This is a genomic window from Janthinobacterium sp. SUN073 (assembly GCF_030397665.1).
Classification (GTDB): domain Bacteria; phylum Pseudomonadota; class Gammaproteobacteria; order Burkholderiales; family Burkholderiaceae_D; genus Janthinobacterium.
Map to the genome: position 1 here is coordinate 45,885 of NZ_JAPUBT010000003.1, position 17,862 is coordinate 63,746.

The 17,862-nt window shown below is 61.1% G+C and carries 13 protein-coding genes and 1 pseudogene; 7 read left to right on the forward strand and 7 right to left on the reverse strand.

Annotation, left to right across the window (positions count from 1 at the left end):
* Positions 1-11 precede the first annotated feature (11 nt).
* Both prsK and O0882_RS10955 read right to left on the reverse strand, forming a co-directional pair.
* Complete coding sequence (gene prsK, locus O0882_RS10950; protein ID WP_289947844.1) at positions 12-2,063, reverse strand: XrtA/PEP-CTERM system histidine kinase PrsK; 2,052 nt, start codon at positions 2,061-2,063, stop codon at positions 12-14.
* Positions 2,060-3,448 carry a TIGR03013 family XrtA/PEP-CTERM system glycosyltransferase gene (locus tag O0882_RS10955; RefSeq protein ID WP_289947846.1) on the reverse strand — a complete coding sequence of 463 codons (1,389 nt, stop codon included), beginning with the start codon at positions 3,446-3,448 and terminating at the stop codon, positions 2,060-2,062. Before O0882_RS10955 ends, prsK begins: the two co-directional genes overlap by 4 nt.
* Before the next feature lie 203 nt (positions 3,449-3,651).
* Between O0882_RS10955 and nadB the strand changes: the two genes are divergently transcribed.
* From nadB to O0882_RS10985, 7 genes and pseudogenes are all read left to right on the forward strand, one after another.
* Positions 3,652-5,265, forward strand: coding sequence for an L-aspartate oxidase (nadB, locus tag O0882_RS10960; protein ID WP_096235333.1), 1,614 nt, complete (start codon positions 3,652-3,654; stop codon positions 5,263-5,265).
* A gap of 237 nt (positions 5,266-5,502) precedes the next feature.
* Entirely contained in the window at positions 5,503-6,582 is a 1,080-nt protein-coding gene (locus O0882_RS10965; protein ID WP_289947849.1) for a suppressor of fused domain protein, read from the forward strand.
* A 67-nt stretch (positions 6,583-6,649) separates the two neighbouring features.
* On the forward strand, positions 6,650-6,904 hold the full coding sequence (locus O0882_RS29085; RefSeq protein ID WP_354670267.1) for a sigma factor: 255 nt from the start codon (positions 6,650-6,652) through the stop codon (positions 6,902-6,904).
* 15 nt (positions 6,905-6,919) lie between these two features.
* Positions 6,920-7,129 (forward strand): annotated as a pseudogene (locus O0882_RS29090) (sigma-70 family RNA polymerase sigma factor); the annotation flags it as partial.
* Positions 7,126-7,317, forward strand: coding sequence for a hypothetical protein (locus tag O0882_RS10975; RefSeq protein WP_289947850.1), 192 nt, complete (start codon positions 7,126-7,128; stop codon positions 7,315-7,317). The pseudogene O0882_RS29090 and the gene O0882_RS10975, both read left to right, overlap by 4 nt.
* A 403-nt stretch (positions 7,318-7,720) precedes the next feature.
* Positions 7,721-8,878: a hypothetical protein gene (locus O0882_RS10980; RefSeq protein WP_289947852.1), complete on the forward strand. Its 1,158-nt coding sequence runs from the start codon at positions 7,721-7,723 to the stop codon at positions 8,876-8,878.
* A 366-nt stretch (positions 8,879-9,244) separates the two neighbouring features.
* On the forward strand, positions 9,245-10,027 hold the full coding sequence (locus O0882_RS10985; RefSeq protein ID WP_289947854.1) for a DUF4261 domain-containing protein: 783 nt from the start codon (positions 9,245-9,247) through the stop codon (positions 10,025-10,027).
* 747 nt (positions 10,028-10,774) lie between these two features.
* Here O0882_RS10985 and O0882_RS10990 read toward each other — a convergent pair.
* Genes O0882_RS10990 through O0882_RS11010 form a run of 5 tightly spaced genes read right to left on the reverse strand, consistent with a single transcriptional unit; the run spans position 10,775 to position 17,848 of the window.
* Positions 10,775-12,139 carry a toxin-antitoxin system YwqK family antitoxin gene (locus O0882_RS10990; RefSeq protein WP_289947855.1) on the reverse strand — a complete coding sequence of 455 codons (1,365 nt, stop codon included), beginning with the start codon at positions 12,137-12,139 and terminating at the stop codon, positions 10,775-10,777.
* 11 nt (positions 12,140-12,150) lie between these two features.
* Positions 12,151-13,398 (reverse strand): toxin-antitoxin system YwqK family antitoxin, encoded by a 1,248-nt coding sequence (locus O0882_RS10995; RefSeq protein ID WP_289947856.1) that lies wholly within the window; start codon positions 13,396-13,398, stop codon positions 12,151-12,153.
* Positions 13,383-14,729, reverse strand: a complete 1,347-nt coding sequence (locus tag O0882_RS11000) for a toxin-antitoxin system YwqK family antitoxin (protein ID WP_289947858.1) — start codon at positions 14,727-14,729, stop codon at positions 13,383-13,385. Before O0882_RS11000 ends, O0882_RS10995 begins: the two co-directional genes overlap by 16 nt.
* 9 nt (positions 14,730-14,738) lie before the next feature.
* On the reverse strand, positions 14,739-17,093 hold the full coding sequence (locus tag O0882_RS11005; protein ID WP_289947860.1) for a hypothetical protein: 2,355 nt from the start codon (positions 17,091-17,093) through the stop codon (positions 14,739-14,741).
* Positions 17,090-17,848, reverse strand: a complete 759-nt coding sequence (locus O0882_RS11010) for a PP2C family serine/threonine-protein phosphatase (RefSeq protein ID WP_289947861.1) — start codon at positions 17,846-17,848, stop codon at positions 17,090-17,092. The genes O0882_RS11005 and O0882_RS11010 overlap by 4 nt, the downstream gene beginning before the upstream one ends.
* Positions 17,849-17,862 lie beyond the last annotated feature (14 nt).

Sequence of the window (17,862 nt, forward strand, 5' to 3'; positions counted from 1 at the left end):
GCACTCCTTTGCTAGGCCGCATGCAGCGGCAGGATCACGCGGAACGTCGTGCCCACTTGCGGCTCGCTGCGCACTTCCAGGCTGCCGCCCACTTCGCGCAAGTATTCGCGGCTTTCGAACACGCCGATGCCCATGCCCGCCGTCTTGGTCGTGTCAAACGGCTTGAACAGGCGTTCTCGGATGAATTGCTCGCTCATGCCCTGCCCCGTATCGTCGAGTTCGACCACGGCCGTGTGCTGTACGCGCCGCAGCCGCACGTCCACCGTGCCATCGCTGGCCGTGGCCTCGATGGCGTTCTGGATCAAATGACCGAGCACCCGTTCCAGGCGCGCGCGGTTGGCCAGTACCGTCAGCTCGCCATCGACGATTTCCAGCCGGGGCGCCGGCGCCAGGCTGGCCTTGGCGGCCACGGCCTGGCGCAGCAAGCCGTCGAGCTGCAGCGGCGCTGGCGCTTCCGGCGCTTCGCCGCGCGCCAGTTTCTGCAGCAAGGTCTTCATTTTCTGCACGGAATGGTCTAACGTACCCAGCATGTCTTCCTGGAACGCGGGATTGGCGCGGTGCTTTTCCGCATTGCTTAATAACAAGGACAGCTGGAACACGAGGTTTTTGAGGTCATGCACGATAAAAGTGGACATGCGGTTGAACGAGTCGAACTGGCGCGCCACCGTCAGGGTGTCGAGCGATTCGCGGTGCGCCAGGTAGCTGGCGGCCTGGCTGCCGGCAATTTTCAGCACGTCGCGGATTTCCCAGTTCAGGCCGATACGCGTGCGGGGCCGCGCCAGCGCGACAAAGGCGAACAGCTGGCCATGCAGCATCAGGGGCACCAGCAGCCACACGTCGGGCAGCGCCAGCAGCGCCGGCGGCAACTGCAAGCCGCCGTACTGGAGCGGGTTGTGCTGGCAGTCGGGCACGTCGATCACCCATAGTCTTGCCTCCAGGAACTGGCACAGGGGGCCGGACGCCGGCTCGCTCCACGTGCTCGGCGGCCAGTTCCAGCTGGCGGCCGGGGCAAAATGCCCCTGTTCGCGCAAGATCCACAGCGCGCCAGCGCGGCTTTCCACCAGCTGCGCCATGGCTTGTATCGTGCGTTCGCCCAGGGCCGGGCCATCTTCCGACAAGGCGCGTGTAAATCTTAGCCATTCTTCGCGGTAATCGAAGATGGCATTGTAAAAATGTTTATTAATGGTGACCTTGAGCTTGGCGCGCAGGCTGCCGGAAAACAGCACGCCCGCCAGCAACAGAGCCGCTCCGCCCAGGTAAGCCATCTGCATCAAGGAACCCCAGGTGCCGCCGAAATAGCGCAAGTAATAGGCGCTGGCCGCCATGGCCAGCAAATAGATGGCCGAGCCCAGCAAGGCGGCCGAGCGGTACAGCATCTGGCGCGAGACGGACAGGCCCAGCGCCCAGCCCGGATTGCGCGCGGCCGAGACGGCCAGCAGCGGCGCGCACAGGGCGTCGACGATGCCGCGCGCGGCCCAGATGTCGTCGTTGATCGCGCGAAACAGCAAGGCGTCGCTGTACAGATAAAAATCGTAGGCGAACAGGCCGCCCACACCCAGGCAGGCGAACTTGATGCCCCAGCGTTTCAGGGGCGGCGTGTTGCGATACCACTGTTCCACCAGCAGCATGCCCAGCACGGCCAGCAGCAAGCGGCAGACGCTGGCGATGAAACGCGCCGGCAAGGGCAGCGCCAGCCAGGAGGAGGCCATGGAGAGCAGCCAGGGCGCCAGCGCCGTGAGGACGATGCCCACCAGCACCAGGCGTAAGCGGGGACGCGACGGTTCGATCAGCAGCAGCAAAAACACCAGCCAGGCCAGGGTGCGCAGCAGTTCCAGCGCATCGCCGGCCAGCGCGATGCGCTGCCCCAGCAGCACCAGCACCACCGTGCCCGTGGCCCAGCCGCCCGTCGCCAGGCAAGCGACCAGCAAGGCGCGCACATTTTGCCGAGCGCGCCAGTTGCTGATGAGCAGCAGCGCCAGCACGAAGAAGGCCAGCGACGCCAGGCCATGGCTGAGCGCTGCAGCATCGGCCGCCGCCAGCCAGTCCGACTGCGACCGCATCATCGGCTGCCCTTGCCAAACAGCACCACCTGCACCGTGTCGAGCAGGATCAGCAAGTCGAGGAACAGGCTGTTATTCTTCACATAATACAAATCGTATTGCAGCTTCTTGACGGCATCGTCGACGGAGGCGCCATACTGGTAGCGCACCTGCGCCAGGCCCGTGATGCCCGGCTTGATGCTGTGGCGGATGTTGTAGTACGGCACCTGCTGCTTCAATTGCTCGACAAAGTAGGCGCGCTCGGGGCGCGGCCCCACAAAACTCATCTCGCCGCGAAACACATTGAGCATCTGCGGCAACTCGTCGATGCGCAGCTTGCGAATGACATTACCCACGCGCGTGATGCGCGCATCATTGGTCAGCGCCCAGATGGGTTTGCCGTCACGCTCCGCATCGCAGCGCATGCTGCGAAATTTCAGCACATTGAAGGGCAAGCCGTCGCGTCCCACTCTTTCTTGCTGGTAAAACACGGGGCCGCCGTCTTCCAGGCGGATGCACAGGGCCGTCACCAGCATCACGGGCAGCGCGGCCAGGCAGATGACCGCACTGGCCGCCAGATCGAACATCCGCTTCGAGCTAGCGCGGAAAAAACTCTGGTCGAAGCCGCCGCCGTAGATCAGATAGCTCGGTTGCAAGGAATCGATGCGGATCTGGCACGCTTCGCGCTCGAAAAACGTGGCCGCGTCGATCACCTTGACGCCGCCCAGCGCGCATTCCAGTAGCTGCTTGGCAGGAAAAGCACCATTGCGCCGGTCGCTGACGGACACGACGATCTCATGCGCCGCGTGGCGCTGGGCCATGGCCAGCAGTGACGGTTCGGCCGGCAACAAGGCCGAGGCCGGCACGCAGCATTGCTCTCCCGCCACATCAATGCAGCCGACGACGGTAAACTGGTGGAAACCGATCTTGCTCGCTGCCAAGTCCATGCACTCGCGCGCCAGCGCCCCGCCGCCCACCAGGATCAGCCGGCCTTCCATCAGCGCCGATTGCGAGGATTTGAACACCACCAGGCGCGCCAGCAGCACGCCGATGGCACCCAGGCCGAAGATCAGCACGCTGCCGCGCCCGAAATGCAAGGACGGGACAAAACGGATCAAGACGCTGAGCACGGCAAAGCCCAGCGCGAACGACGGCAGGATGCGCAATAGCGTGTTGCGGATGTCTTCGCGCGAACGGTGCTGGTACATGCCCAGCGCGCTCATGCTCAGAACGATGACCAGCGCAAAGATCGTGGACGACAGGTAAATCTCGCCCACGCGCAGCACGCGGCTGCCGTCCGCCAGCCACAGCATCGAGGTCATGGTGGCCGACAGCAGCAGGATCATGATTTCCAGCAACAGCAGAATAAATGCTGTTTTCGAGACATAATGGCTGAAGATGCGGATCATGGTTCCTCCTGCGGCAAAAAGCGTCATGCCGCGCACAGGGCGGCCTGCTGCTGTCTTGCCATGATGGCGAACTGTTCCGCGAAGACATTGATGCGCCACAAGCTACGGCCCCAGCTATCTTTCGCTTGCAGAATTTATCTCAACACATTACCGAATGAGGGGAAATGGCATATAGTATGCTTCCCCTAAAAGAGATGAATGTCATGAAATTTGATGTAGCGATTGTCGGCAGTGGCCTGGCGGGTTTATCGGTTGCACTGCATTTAGCTGAGACGCGCACTGTCGCGATCATTTCCAAACGCGCGCTGCTCGATGGCGCCAGCAACTGGGCGCAGGGCGGGATCGCGGCCGTGCTGGACTCGGGCGACAGCCACCAGCAGCACATCGAAGACACCCTGATCGCTGGCGGCGGCCTGTGCGACGAGAGCGCCACGCGCTATATCGTCGAGCACGGCCGCGAAGCCATCGAATGGCTGATCGAGCAAGGCGTGCCGTTTACGCGCGATGCCTCGGCCGAACTGGGTTTTCATTTGACCCGCGAAGGCGGACACAGCCAGCGCCGCATCATCCACGCGGCCGATGCCACCGGGCATGCCGTGCAAGTGACCCTGGAAGAAAAGGTGCGCGCCCACCCGAACATCAGCCTGTTCGAACACCATTGCGCCATCGACCTGATCACCTCCGACAAGCTGGGCATGAAGCCGACCCAGCGCAACGCGCAACCGCATTGCCACGGCCTGTACGTGCAGGATGAGCAAACAGGCAAGGTGCATACCTTTGCCGCCGAGCACACCGTGCTGGCCACGGGCGGCGCGGGCAAGGTGTATTTATATACCACCAACCCGGACACGGCCAGCGGCGACGGCATCGCCATGGCCTGGCGCGCCGGCTGCCGCGTGTCGAACATGGAATTCATCCAGTTCCACCCGACATGCCTGTACCATCCGTATGCCAAGTCCTTCCTGATCACCGAAGCCATCCGTGGTGAAGGCGGCTTGCTGAAACTGCCGCCCGAAGCGGGCGCGGCAGCCGGCACGCGCTTCATGCTTGCCCACGATGAGCGGGCCGAACTGGCGCCGCGCGACGTTGTAGCGCGCGCCATCGACTTCGAGATCAAGAAGCGGGGTCTCGACTACGTGCACCTGGACATCAGCCACAAGCCGGCCGCATTCCTCATCGAACACTTCCCCACCATCTACGCGCGCTGTCTGGAACTGGGCATCGACATCACCAAGCAGCCGATCCCCATCGTACCCGCCGCCCACTACACGTGCGGCGGCGTCGTGACGGATTTGGCGGGCCGTGCCGACTTGCCGGGCCTGTATGCGGTCGGCGAGACAGCCTGCACGGGTTTACATGGCGCAAACCGCCTGGCGTCGAATTCCTTGCTGGAATGCATCGTCATCGGCCGCGCCTGCGCGCAGGATATCGAAAGCAAGGAAAAACTGGGCACGCCGTATCTGCCCGACTGGGATGAAAGCCGCGTCACCGATGCAGATGAAGAAGTAGTGATTTCCCACAACTGGGACGAGCTGCGCCGCTTCATGTGGAATTACGTGGGCATCGTGCGCACGACCAAGCGCCTGGAACGCGCCCAGCACCGCATTGCCCTCTTGAAGGAAGAAATCGACGAGTACTACCGCAACTTCCGCATCACGCACGACTTGCTGGAACTGCGCAACCTGGTCGACGTGGCCTCGATGATCGTCAACAGCGCCCTGTCGCGCCGCGAAAGCCGCGGCCTGCACTTCAGCCGCGATTATCCGGAAACGTTGCCAAAGGCGATCGCCAGCGTGCTGACGCCGCCGCACCGCTAGGCGACAAACACAAGCGCCTTCTGATTCTGAATGCAGGCACATCGCGCGATCAGTCATTGCGGTGTTCTGCTATCGTCCAGAAGCGATCCTTCGTCGTTGCACAGTCCAAATCCACAAAGAGAACAAACATATGCCTGCAGAAAACGCTCCCTTTTGCCCGCCAGGCGATGAAAAAATGAGGTCGACCCAGGACCGTTCAAGGGTTGTTTCTCATTCCGACCACCACGTGGTGGTGCTGTGAACGAGTATCCGCTTAACTCCCTGGACGATGACGACTCAGCTGGCTGGTCCGCCATCGACGCCAGCCTCGCGTCGCTGTATGGCGACCAGAAGCCCCAGCATATGGGTCCGCTTATTAACCACCGGCTGGGCGGGCCGGACCCGCTGGACGGTATCAGCGCCTATTACCGCACGCATCCGGTGCCGCATTGGCATTACGTGACGTTCGGCTTTTCGGATCTGTATGAAAAAGTGCAGGAAGACGAACAGCTGAGTGGCTATGGCTTTGAATTGGCTTTCCGCCTGCGGGCGACAGAGGGCGCCACCGAGGCGCCGAAGTGGGTGTTTTCAATGCTGCAAAATCTTGCGCGCTATGTCTTCAAGACCGGCAACGTCTTCAGGCCGGGCGAATGGATGTCGGCCAACGGCCCGATTGCTCTCGGCACTGCCACGAGGATTTGCTCTATAGCGATGACGCGCGACCCGGAGCTACCTGCCATGGAAACTCCGAACGGACACCTCGAGTTCATCCAGGTGGTTGGCCTCACTTTGGAAGAAGAGTCTGCGGCGAAGCTGTGGTCGCCGCAGCATGTGCTGGATACCCTCCTGCCCCGCATGCCGCTGTGGATTACCGACTTGGAGCGCGATTCGCTGCTGGACGACCCGGCCCTGGCCGCACAAGTGAAGGCCGGGATGGAGCGAGACGGCTCCGGGAGCGGCGTCATGTACACGGACGTGTTGGGCGTTGAGCAGCACAAGCGCCTGCTACGCGCGCCGCTGATCGAAGTGACGCTTGGCGCGCGCCAGGTAGACGAACTGCGCTCCCTGCTTCCGCTGCGGATTCCATTTGGACGGCCCTTCACGCTGGCCGGGCGCGACTGGCAGCTGCAACTTGAGCCCGGCGAAGCGTGCAGCGTCACCATGCGCGATGGTAGCATCGCGATCACCATGACGCCCGCGTGCGCGCAGGACTTCGCCCGCAGCATGCGTCCGCAGGCCGGCCGCTACCAGTTGGAGCAGCTGCCGACCGTGTCGTGGATCGTGCAAACGACTTCCATCCGCGACGCCGACGGCAATGTCGTCTCCAACATCGGCTGAGCGCTGCGCCATGTAAAGCAAGCCCTGGCGGCCCTGCAGAGACTACTGCCACGCTCAAGTAAAAGAGCTGCTTGAGCTTCGGTGGCTTCCTGGCTGGCTGCATCGAAAACTGGGCCATGCCGGCGATGCTCCCGACCTGGCGCAAGACACCTTCCTGCGCGTGCTGACGGCACCCGACAACTACCCCGAAAAACAGGCGGGCTGGCGGTTGCGCGAGCCGCGCGCCTACCTGACCCTGATCGGCAAGCGCCTGATGGCCAAGCTATTCCGCCGCCGCTCGCTGGAACAGGCGTACCTGGACGCCTTGCTGCTGGTGCCGTAAGCGCAAGCGCCGTCGCCGGAGCAGCAGGCGCGGCTCCTGGAAACCCGGCACGAACTCAACGCCCTGCTCGACGGCCTGCCGCCAAAAGTGCGCGCCGCCTTCCTGCTGGCGCAGCTGGAAGGCCTGGGCTATGCCAAGGTAGCGCAGCAGCTAGGCCTGAGCCTGCGCACCGTCAAGCGCTACATGGAGCAGACCATGGCGCGCTGCACCATGGTCTTGCCATGAACGCGGCACCCAGCATCTTCCAGCTGCGCGACACGGATCCCGTCCGGGATAGCCGGCCCAATGCGCTGCCGGTCGACATCGTGTACCGCGCGCGCTATTGGCTCAGCGTGGTCCCGGCGCGCGGCCGCCGCCGACTATTTTTCAGAGGGTTGTCACTTTCCTGGCACTTTTCCTTTCTTCGCGTGTGAAGTCGATAAGCAGTCCGGCCTGGAAGTGCTGCCGGAAGCGGTCATGCCCGAGTCAAGCACCACTCTTCGTCCTTTACATCGGTCGGTAGCCTTGCTTGACTGCCATCGCGACTTGCTTATGTTTGCTTCGCTTTTCTTGCATCCACATCGCCAATCGCTCCAAAACATCAAAGATGCCTTGATCCGAAAGTTACTACGAAGTTTCTAAATACCCAATCAGTTTATTTCATGGCAGCATAACTCAATATCAATCCTATTTATTTAAATAAGAGCTTGCATTATAATCATTGCCAATTAGGATTTTAATCCACTATGATCTTTTTATCTTCCACTTAAAAATTCCATGAATCTACTCGATTTTTTCCGAATGCGTCCCTCACCTGATTCTTTTGCAGCCCGAGTCATGGGCCAGGCACGCGCCGACGGCCAGGTACAGAAATTGGTTTACGATGCGGAGCAGTTTCGCATTCTAATGGGCGAAAACAGCCAGCATATCTTCAATCTGGATAATGCCTATCACGATTATTGCGCCGCGCCGCGCAAGATGCGCGCGCAAGTGCTGCAAAACTATCTGGCTAGCATGGCTGTGCCCGTCCTGCCTGCCAGCTTTGCCGAGGCCAAACCCTGCCTGATGCCGGTGATACGCAGCCGTATGCATGGCGATTACTTGCGCCTGCTGGCGCTGGCCCAGCCAGAGCGCCAGCACCTGAACGAGGCCTGCCGCGCGCTGGACGACGATACGGTCATCATGCTGGCCTACAATACCGACTCGCACATGGCCATCATAGGCCAGGCTACCTTGGCACAGTGGGGCATGACATTCGATGCGGCGCTGACGGCGGCCATGGACAATCTGCGCGAACTCACGTCGCACAGCTTCACGGATCTGGGCGATGGACTGCTGATGGGCGAATGGCAAGATGACTACGATTCATCGCGCCTGCTGCTGCCTGATTTGCTGTGCCGTGCCGGCAAGGACGATCAACCGTTGGCGATGATTCCCACGCGCGGACGTTTCCTGCTGGCCTCGTCTCATAATGTGGCGGGGCAATTGCGCATGATCTCCCTGGCCGAGCAATTGGTGGAGGAAGAGGGGCGCCTGATCTCGGCCACCATGTATCGTGTTGAGCAGGAAAAAATCGTCGTGTACTGGCCATCGGACGCGGCCGTCGCCGGAGCCTTGGCGCACTTTCAACAGTTGATGCGCGCACATCACTACGAGCTGCAGAAAGAACAGTGGGATCGGGTCAACGACAGCATTGGAGAGGATATTTTCGTGGCCACTTGCATGTTGATAAAGTCAAAAGATGGCCAGCGCGTTACATCTGCGGCAAGCTGGACCCGTGGCGTTAACACCCTGCTGCCGCGCACTGATGTAGTGGCCATGGTGGAACTTGACGATGCCGGCGGCGAAAGCACCACCAAGATGCTGGCGTGGAATGATGCATTGGCCATCTGCGGCGAGCTGATGCAGGAAATCGATTGCTATCCAGTGCGCTACCGGGTACAGGCATTCCCTGCAGCGCAGCATATTGAGTCGGCGCCAGCCTTTGAATTGTAGCGTTTTATTCAAATCATTGACGTCAACTCCGGCCATCTAACATTAAATTTCCGGTAGCACATGAAGCAATTAAAATAAACTGCGGCCATGTAAAGAAAATTAAAATAACGGTGGGGTTCCCGATTGCAATACTGTGCCAATATAATGATCATGGCAATCGAGGTGAAACCTGCCAACGACGGCAAGCGACTGCAATGAGTATGCCTTACGATGATGGTGGACGATGAAGCCTGTTATAACCATGGCAGCTACCCGTTTCGGGGCCACCCAAGTTACTGGCGGGCCGCAAGCGGCCAAATACGGACGGTCGATGCGCTAAAAAATTTAAGGAAATTTTTTCCTTGTAACGCAAGAAATAGGAAGCATATGAGCATATCGATTGCAATGGCTACGCTTTCCAAGATTGGAGAGGTCTCGTTAACGTTGCTATTACAGGCATTGGAAAAAGATTGGCCCAAGCTACCACAAGCAACAAATGTAGAAAGGAACAATGGAATCCATTCATTTTCCTTGGGGGGCACGACCGTTTTTGTGGCGCATATGCCAGCTCCAATTCCAGGGAAAGATCTTGAGGATATTTGCGCCACCAGCATGCTGTGGCCTGACGCAGCGGAAGCTCTTCAGTCTCACGAAATGCACCTGATAATCTCTGTCTCCAGCGATTCCTCAGCAATTGAAAGAGCCTCCGTACTCACGCAAGTTGTTGCTTCGATGATTTCAATTTCTCCATCACTGAACGGTGTGTTTTGGTGCGATGCTGAACATGTAATTTCAGCCCCTATCTTCAGGGACTATTCGATTGAGTTCTTGCCCGATGCCCTTCCATTTCATCTTTGGGTAAACTTCAGGGTTGGACGCAATGAAAATGCACGCGTCTCGGGATTCACTCGTGGCTTAACTGAGCTCGGTTTGATGGACTTCGAAACGGAAACGGCAACAGATACTCCTAGAGAACTACGTGACAGATTTGAAACGCTGACAGATTATTTATTGGAAAATGGTCTCATCATCAAAGACGGAGATTCTGTTGGTGGTGATGAGACGGAGAAAATTCACGTTATATTTTCTGACTCGCAATTTGGTAAAAGCACGCAAGTAATGCGACTGGAATATGCTGAAACGCGAAAGCCATTCTGGAAAATTTGGTAATAAAGAGGATGCATGCCGCACTAGGTTTTATGGAAACGCTGATCAATTCTCGTTCTTAGGAGAGCGGCGCCCAAAACGGCCCACTGCATTGGGCCTCCTCTACTTATCGCGCATATTTTCGTCGATTTCTTTATGCCGTAAATTGCCAATGGGGCGCGGGGCCTTGTAATTGATTATTATTGGCCGTTATCGGTTTTCATGACTTTATTTTCCCCATCGGAAGCCACTCCCCGGCTTCATTTTCGCACCGTTGACTATCAACCAATCGTTCCTTTTCATAACAAGCATCACACCAACTTCCGGTGCACGGAACAGATCCAGGGTAATGACGTGTATGTCCGAGTTGGCCGCAATCATCGCAAACACCGCAATATCCATAAGGGATATTATCTTTAAGAAGCCATGGGGCTTGCGGTTCAGTGTCTGGGCAATAACATTTTCTATCGTTCATTGATGTATCCTCTATGAGTAGCAATTGAACTACTGCTAAAAATGATAAATTATAGCAAGTCAGCATAATAACTGCGTTGAAACAATCGGCGTAATGAATTCAATGGAGCAACTCGATGTGGTAGCCAGAAGGGCCCAGTCCAGGCTGGCAACGGTATTTATATGCGAAATGACGCCACATGCACGGTGCTGCGACCGGACAAACTCTCGACGCCATCCAGTGTCACTCCAGTACCGGTGCATGTCTCGCAAAGGCAGGCCACGCATGAATGATCGAACGGCAATGACTTTCCCTGTTCACGGTTCCGGCATGTCAAACTCAATCCCATCCTCCGTGTACGACATCCTGGCAGATGCCCCCGTACATTCCCCCTGCGCCACATCGGCCACATAGCGGCATTCGCTTTCCACGCTGCCATCTTCCCGCCAGTGCCGGGTCCAGCCCTGGCGTTCGCCATCCACGTATTCAATCAGCTGCCTCGGCTTGCCATCGGCATACCAGGAACGCAAGGCGCCCTCCTCGCGCCCGCCCGCGTTCCATAGTTTGTGCACGATCAAGACGCCGGCCCGGCTGAAGCGTTGTTCGCTGCGCAACACAAAGTGATCGCTATGCGTGCGCTTGCTGGCGACCTTGCCGTCCGGATAATATTCGACGCTCTCGCCGGCAGGCTTGCCGTCCACGTAGTTGGCAGTGCGCTGCACCTTGCTATCCGGGAAATAGCTGGTGCTCGGCCCCGTCTGGATGCCGTTCACATACTGGCTGCGGCTTTCCACGGTGCCGTCCGGATAGAACAGCAGCAGTTCGCCCTCCGTCTGGTCCTTGACCTGGGTCATGCGCGTGCGCAGCTTGCCATCCTGGTCGAACGTTTCCACCAGGCCATCGGCACGGGCGCCGTTGCGGTAAGTGCGCGACTCGATCAGCTTGCCACTCTGGTGATAGGTTTTTTCTTCTCCGTCTTGCACGCCATTGCGCCAGGTGTTGCGCATGGAAACCTTGCCGTCCGGGTAATACAGGGTCTGCACGCCCTCCTGCACGCTGCGCCCATCGCGCGCCACCTGCATCTCGACTTGTCCGTGCGGGTAATACATGCTGTAGTTGCCCACCAGCTTGCCGCGCAGGTAATCGGGAGCGTTGACCTGGCCAATCAGCCGCTTCGGTTCGCCTTCCCGCACATGATAGATCTCGACTTGCCAGGTGCCGGGCGTCTTGCCGGGCGGCAGCGGCAGGACCAGCGCATAGCGCGCCTCTTCCATCACCTCGCCGCGCGACAGGTTGTGGTTCAGATATAAACGGGCCTTACCGTCGGCACAGTGCGCATCGCAGCCGCGCAGCATGTGAATGACGGGGATGGCATCGGCGCCGGCATGGTCTGGCGCCGGGCAGGCACGCAGGCGCACGAGCAAGGGGTTCCTGTCGCGTATCATGTTGGCCAGCTCGGCCTTCATGACGCCATACTGCTCCTCGTTCAGTCCGACCGACGCCGCATCCATGCGCAGCTGCCTGCCACCGCAGCCCGTGTCCTCGTCCACGGTCAGGATATCGCCGCCGCCGGGCGCGGCCGTGATCGCCGTGACCACTTGCCGCTGCACGATCTCCGCGTGGGCCAGCGCCGGCAACAGCAGCATGGCGCCAAGCAGGCGTTTCAATTCAGTGCGCGCCATACTTGCTCCTTTCATAATGCATTCGGAGATGGCTGCGCCACTCCGCACTCGCCCTGGGCCTTGCCAGCCACATACTGGCATTCGCTTTTCACGCTGCCATCGTCATGCCATGCGCGGATCGTCCCCTGCAGGCGCTCCTGCGGATCCCATGCTTCTTCAAGGATCAGCACGCCCTGTTCATTGAAGCTCCGGGCGCTGCGCCGCTTGCCGTCATCGCCGTATGTAAGCTTGCTGGCCAGTTTTCCATTCGGGTGATACTCGATAGCATCGCCGGTGGCCTTGTCATTGACTCGCGTGACCGTGCTGCGCACGCTGCCATCGGGATAGTATTCGGTGCACAGGCCGTTGAGCATGCCATCGCCGGCCTGCGCGCGGCTGGCAACCTTGCCATCGGGAAAAAAGGTAATGATCTCGCCCTCCAACTTGCCGTTCCGCAAGGTTTGACGCGCAATCAGATTGCCATCCTCGTCGAACGATTCGAACGGCCCGTCGACCTGCATGCCGTCGCGGTAGGTGAATGCTTCGGAGAGCTTCCCCGTCGCGTGATACGCTTCATGCACACCTTCCTGCAAGCCTTGACGCCATGCACCACGTGTTTCCAGGCGCCCATCGGGATAGAAGCTGCTGCTCAAGCCATCCTTGCGGCCCTGTGCATCCAGCCCCACCTGTTTCTCGATCTTGCCATCATCGTAATAAGCGGTATAGCCGCCCACCGGCTTGCCCGACACAAAATCGGCCGCATCGAACTGGGCCGACATGCGCGGTTTCCGCTCATCCACCGTGTGGACAATCTCCACTTGCCACGCACCGGACAATTTTCCTGGCGGCAAGGGCAACACCAGCATATAGGGTGCCCGCCGTTTTTCCTGCGGGACCAGATGCTCATCCAGGTACAGGCGCGCCTTGCCGTCGGCGCAAGCACCGGGCTGGCAGGCCGCCAGCTTGCGCACCAGCGGAATGGCTGCATCGCCCGTCACGTCCACCGGGCACCGGGCCAATGTGACGAGCATCGGTGTCTTGTCGCGGATACGCCTGGCCAGCGTGGCCTTCAATGCTGCATACGCACTCCCCTTTGCCAGCTCGCCTTCCTTCATCCGCACCAGCCTGCCGCCACAGCCCGTATCTGCCGCCAGGGTCAGCACGTCGCCGTCGGACGTCGCCTTGATCGCGCTGACTACTTGCCGCTGTTCGATTTCGGCGTGGGCCAGCGCCGGCAACAGCAGCATGGCGCCAAACAAATGTTTCAAAGTGCGCGCCATGCCTGCTCCTTGCGCAACAATTCCGGCGCTGGCGGCGCTTCGCCGCAATCGCCCTGGGCCTTGCCGGCCACATACTGGCATTCATTCTTCAGGCTGCCATCCTCGCGCCAGCTGCGGCTCCATCCCTCGCGCCGGTCGTTCAGGTACTCGATCGATTGCTCGGGCTTGCCATTCTCGTACCACGAGCGCGACGTGCCCTGCTCGCGCCATTGCGCATCCCAGCGTCGTTCCAGCACCAGCACGCCCTGGGGGCTGTAGCGCTGGACGCTCAACAGCCCGCCCTTGTCGCCGTACAGCTGGCGGCTTTGCACCTTGCCGTCGGGATAAAATTCCAGCGCTTCCCCGACCGGCAGATCGTTGACCAGCGTCATGCTGGCGCGCACGGCGCCATCGGGATAGTACTCCGCACTGCTGCCATTGAACTTGCCCTTGCTCACTTGCGTGCGGCCCGCTACTTTTCCATCCGGGAAATAGGTGAGCAGCTCGCCTTCCATGCGTCCATCGCGCAGCACAAAACTGGTGCTCAGCTTGCCATTTGCGTCAAACGTCTGCGCGGGACCGTCCACGCGCTGGCCGTCGCGGTACACGCTGTCCTCGCGCAGCTTGCCCGTGGCGTGATATTGCTGGTGCGTGCCTTCCGGCAAACCATGGCGCCAGGTGCCACGCGATTCCAGGCTGCCATCGGCACGATACCGGCTGGTGACGCCGTCCTGCCGACCCTGCCCATCCTGCGCCACCTGTTTTTCGATCTTGCCGTTCGGGTAATACGTGACATAGCCGCCCACCAGCTCACCGGAGGCATAATCGGCCCTGTTGACCTGGCCGGACAGGCGCAGCTTGTGGCCTGCCACGCTGACAATGTCCACCTTCCACGTGCCTGGCAGCTTGCCTTTTGGCAAGGGCAACAGCAGCACGTTCGGTGCGTTTTCCTGCTCGACGGGGAAGAAATGTTCGTGCAGGTACAGCCGCGCCCGGCCATCGGCGCAGGCTGCCGGCGTGCAGGCGGCGATCTGGCGCACGATGGGCACGCTCGCATCGTCCGGGCATTTTTTCAGGGTGACGAGCATGGGTATCATGCTGCGGATGTGCCTGGCCAGATCGGCTTTCAGCGCGTCATACGGCGCCTCGTCCAGGTTCACCGAGCGCGCATCCATGCGTATCTGCTTGCCGCCGCAGGCCGTCGTGCCCGCAATCGTAAACACATCGCCGCCTTCGCTATCTGGTTCGGCGGCCATCGCTGTCACCACCAGGCGCTGCACGATGTCCGCCTGCGCCATGCCTGGGCACAGCAAGCAGGCGCCCAACACGGCGCATATCGTCTTGATTTTCATGGTATTCCTTTAGTTTTCCGCCGTGACGGCCACGCCGCCCGGCACAAAGCTGACCCGGCCATCGCGGTAGCGCACCAGCACCACCACCTTGGCATCCCGCAATTGACCGTGCTGCACGGCCGGCAAATAGGTCCAGCGCTTGACGCTATCGAGCAGCACCTTGTTGAGCATCGGCTCCATCGGCAACTCGGCCGCCGCATGCGTCAGCGTGCCATCTGCCGCGATGGTCAGGGTCAGGCGGTTTTCGCCCGTCGCATGCTTTGCATCGAGCACGCCATAGTCGACCGTCGTCATCGTCTCGCGCTGCACGCCGCCGACCTGGTCACGCAGGGGCGGCATGGCCTGGAGTTTTTGCGCCAGCAGCGCGCCATCGGCGAGCGCCTTGTCCCAGCGTTTCTGGTAGGCGCCCGGTTGGGCCAGGCGCAACACCCTGGCGTTCAGGTCCATGCGCTGCATCGTGCGGGCGACGCCGTTGTCCGTCGGTTCGCCCGGTTCCGCCGGTATGGCGTTCTGCACGGCATAACGGTAAGCCGTCAGCCGCGCCAGCGCCACCAGATTGACGGCGTCGCGCTCATCGCCGCCGCGCAGCAGCGCCGTGGCCGCGATGCCCAGCCAGGCCACGCCATCGCTGGGGCGCGCCCACACGGCTTGCTCGAAATACTGGCGCGCCGCCTGCGGTTCATTCAGGCTCAGGTGCATGCGCCCCATGGCCGCGGCCGCCAGATAGTCGCGCGGGTCGGCTTGCAACTTGTCGAGATAGGTAGCCGACAATTCGGGGGTGTAGCCCGGCATCGCCCCCAGCCCTTCCATCAGGGTGGTGAGCAGCCGGATGCGCGTCGGGTCGCCAGCGTAGCCGGACGGCTTTTCTTCGCCAGCCCGGTACAGCAGTTGCAAGCCACGCGTAACGGCGTCGTCGTCGCCCTTGCTGACCGCTTGCGACAAGCTGCGCACGGCCTTGCGCGCATCGGACGGGTAGAAGCCGGCCGCCTTGCGCGGGCGCCAGCGAAATACTTCCAGGCCAGCCGCCTGCTCGGCTTGCGCCTGCAGGTTGGCCTTGTCCTTGGCTTCATCGGGCGACGAGGTCCAGGCCGTAAAGCCGATCAGGAACAGCACGATCAGCAGCACCACCACGGCCCAGCCCTTGCCCGTGATACCACCACCAGTATTGCCCGCCACATTGCCAGCGGGGATGGCGGCGGGCGCCTGCCCCGGCGCCGTATGGTGCGCGCCGCGCGCGCTGCGCTGCGACGGCTGAGACTGCGCCAGTATCTGCTGCTGCGCCTGCACGGACGCTTGCCCGGCCGCGACGATGACTTTGTCGCGCGCGCAGGCGGCGCAACCCTGGCCCGCAAAATGCTGGTGTTCGGGATTCACGGCGCAAACGACCAACTTGCCGCCGCTGCGCTGTGCATAACCGCGCAGCAACTGCGCCCAGTCCGCCGCCGACGGCCGCTGCGGTTGCGGCGACGGCGCAAAGGCGCGGTCGAACATGGCGCGCAGCTCGGGCGGCATCAGCGCGTGGCCGCTGGTGGCGTTCGGCGCCAGCTGCTTGTGGCGTTTGACGCCATACGCATAGCAGCCATCGCGGATGCGCCCGGGAATATCGGTCGCCACTTGCGCATTGCCGGGCCGCCCGCTGTACGGGTGGATGCCAAAATTGAGCAATTGGAAGATGACGACGGCCAGCGCAAAACGGTCTTGCGCCATTTCCGTGCCCGCCGGCATGCCCTTGCGCTGGAATTCCGGCGCCAGGTAGTCGGCCGTGAATTGCTCGGCAGGAAAGCGCTCCGCATGGCCCTGGATGCTGAAGCCATCGCAATCGAGCATGGCGATGTACAGCGAATCGCGATAGAAACGCAGGTTCACGGGCTTTAAATCGACCACGTAATGCTGCTGTTGGTGCAAGGCATCGATGACGGCGGCCAGGTTGGCGGCCAGGGTCAGCTTGGGACCGAGTCCCGTGGGCAAGCCGGCCGCGCGCGCCTGCCGCTCCTGCATGATCTGTTCCAGCTCGGCCGTTTGCGCCATGTCCAGCAGGGGCATGACGAAACCGGCAAAGCCGCCCTGGCCATCGAACACGGCCGCTTGCGGCCAGGCGATCTGCACGTAGCGCTTGCCGTTTTCCAGCTGGTCGGGCAGCTCGGGCGACAATTCCAGCATCGCTTCGAGCTTGCGCCGGTTGGCGGCCCGGTCCAGGTGCGGGTGGTACAGCTTGGCGACCTGCGCAGGTGCGCCAGGCAACAGATACACGCTGCCCGCGCCACCGCTTTTAATCAGTTTGCCCAGCACCAGCGTACGGACTTTATCCAGCCAGATCTTGCCGCCCGGACTCAGGCCCGGCGTCACGCCTTGCTTGCGGCTCATGCGCGCAAGGCCAGCAGCAGGGTCTTGTCATCACCCGTGATCTGGTGCGTGCGCGGGTCGGCCAGCGTGGACGCCAGCGCCGCATTGCCCAGTTCCACGCTGTCGACCGTGCGCAGATAGCCTTGCACGGCATCCATGAACGGCGCATACAGCGAACCATTGTTCTTGCTCATGGCAAAGGGCATGCAGCCGTCCGACATCAGCACCACGCCGCGCACGGACTGGGGAATCGGCAACAGACGCAGCTGTTCGCGCCAGCGCTCGCCGCTGATGAAATATGTTTCGTTGGCGTATTCGCCGTTGGCAGGCAGCGAGATCAGTTCGCCGCCGTCAATCAGCTGCGCCACGCCCAGGCCATCGCCCAGGTGGAAAAAGAAGCCCTTATCCGCGCCCATGACCACGCCGACGACGGTAGAAGCGTAGTCATCCAGCGTGGCGTTGGCGGCGCGGGCGATGTCGTCCAGCGCGGCGCGGATCTGCGCCAGGGTGCCCGCCAGCGCGCCGTCATGCAAATCCTGCACGGTGGCGCCCTGTTCCAGCCGGCCGGCCAGCGCCTGCACGGTTTGCGCGGCCACAAACTGCGCGCCCTGTTCGCTGAGCCTGGCCGAACCGGCGCCATCGCAGACGATGGCCACCAGCACGCCGTTGACGATGGCATGCGCGTGCGCATCCTGACAAGGGATGGCTTTATCCAGGTGCGCCTTGCCGGTGACGGACGCGCCGAACACGCGCCAGGTATTCTGTACCGCAGTCATGGATCAGCGGGCTT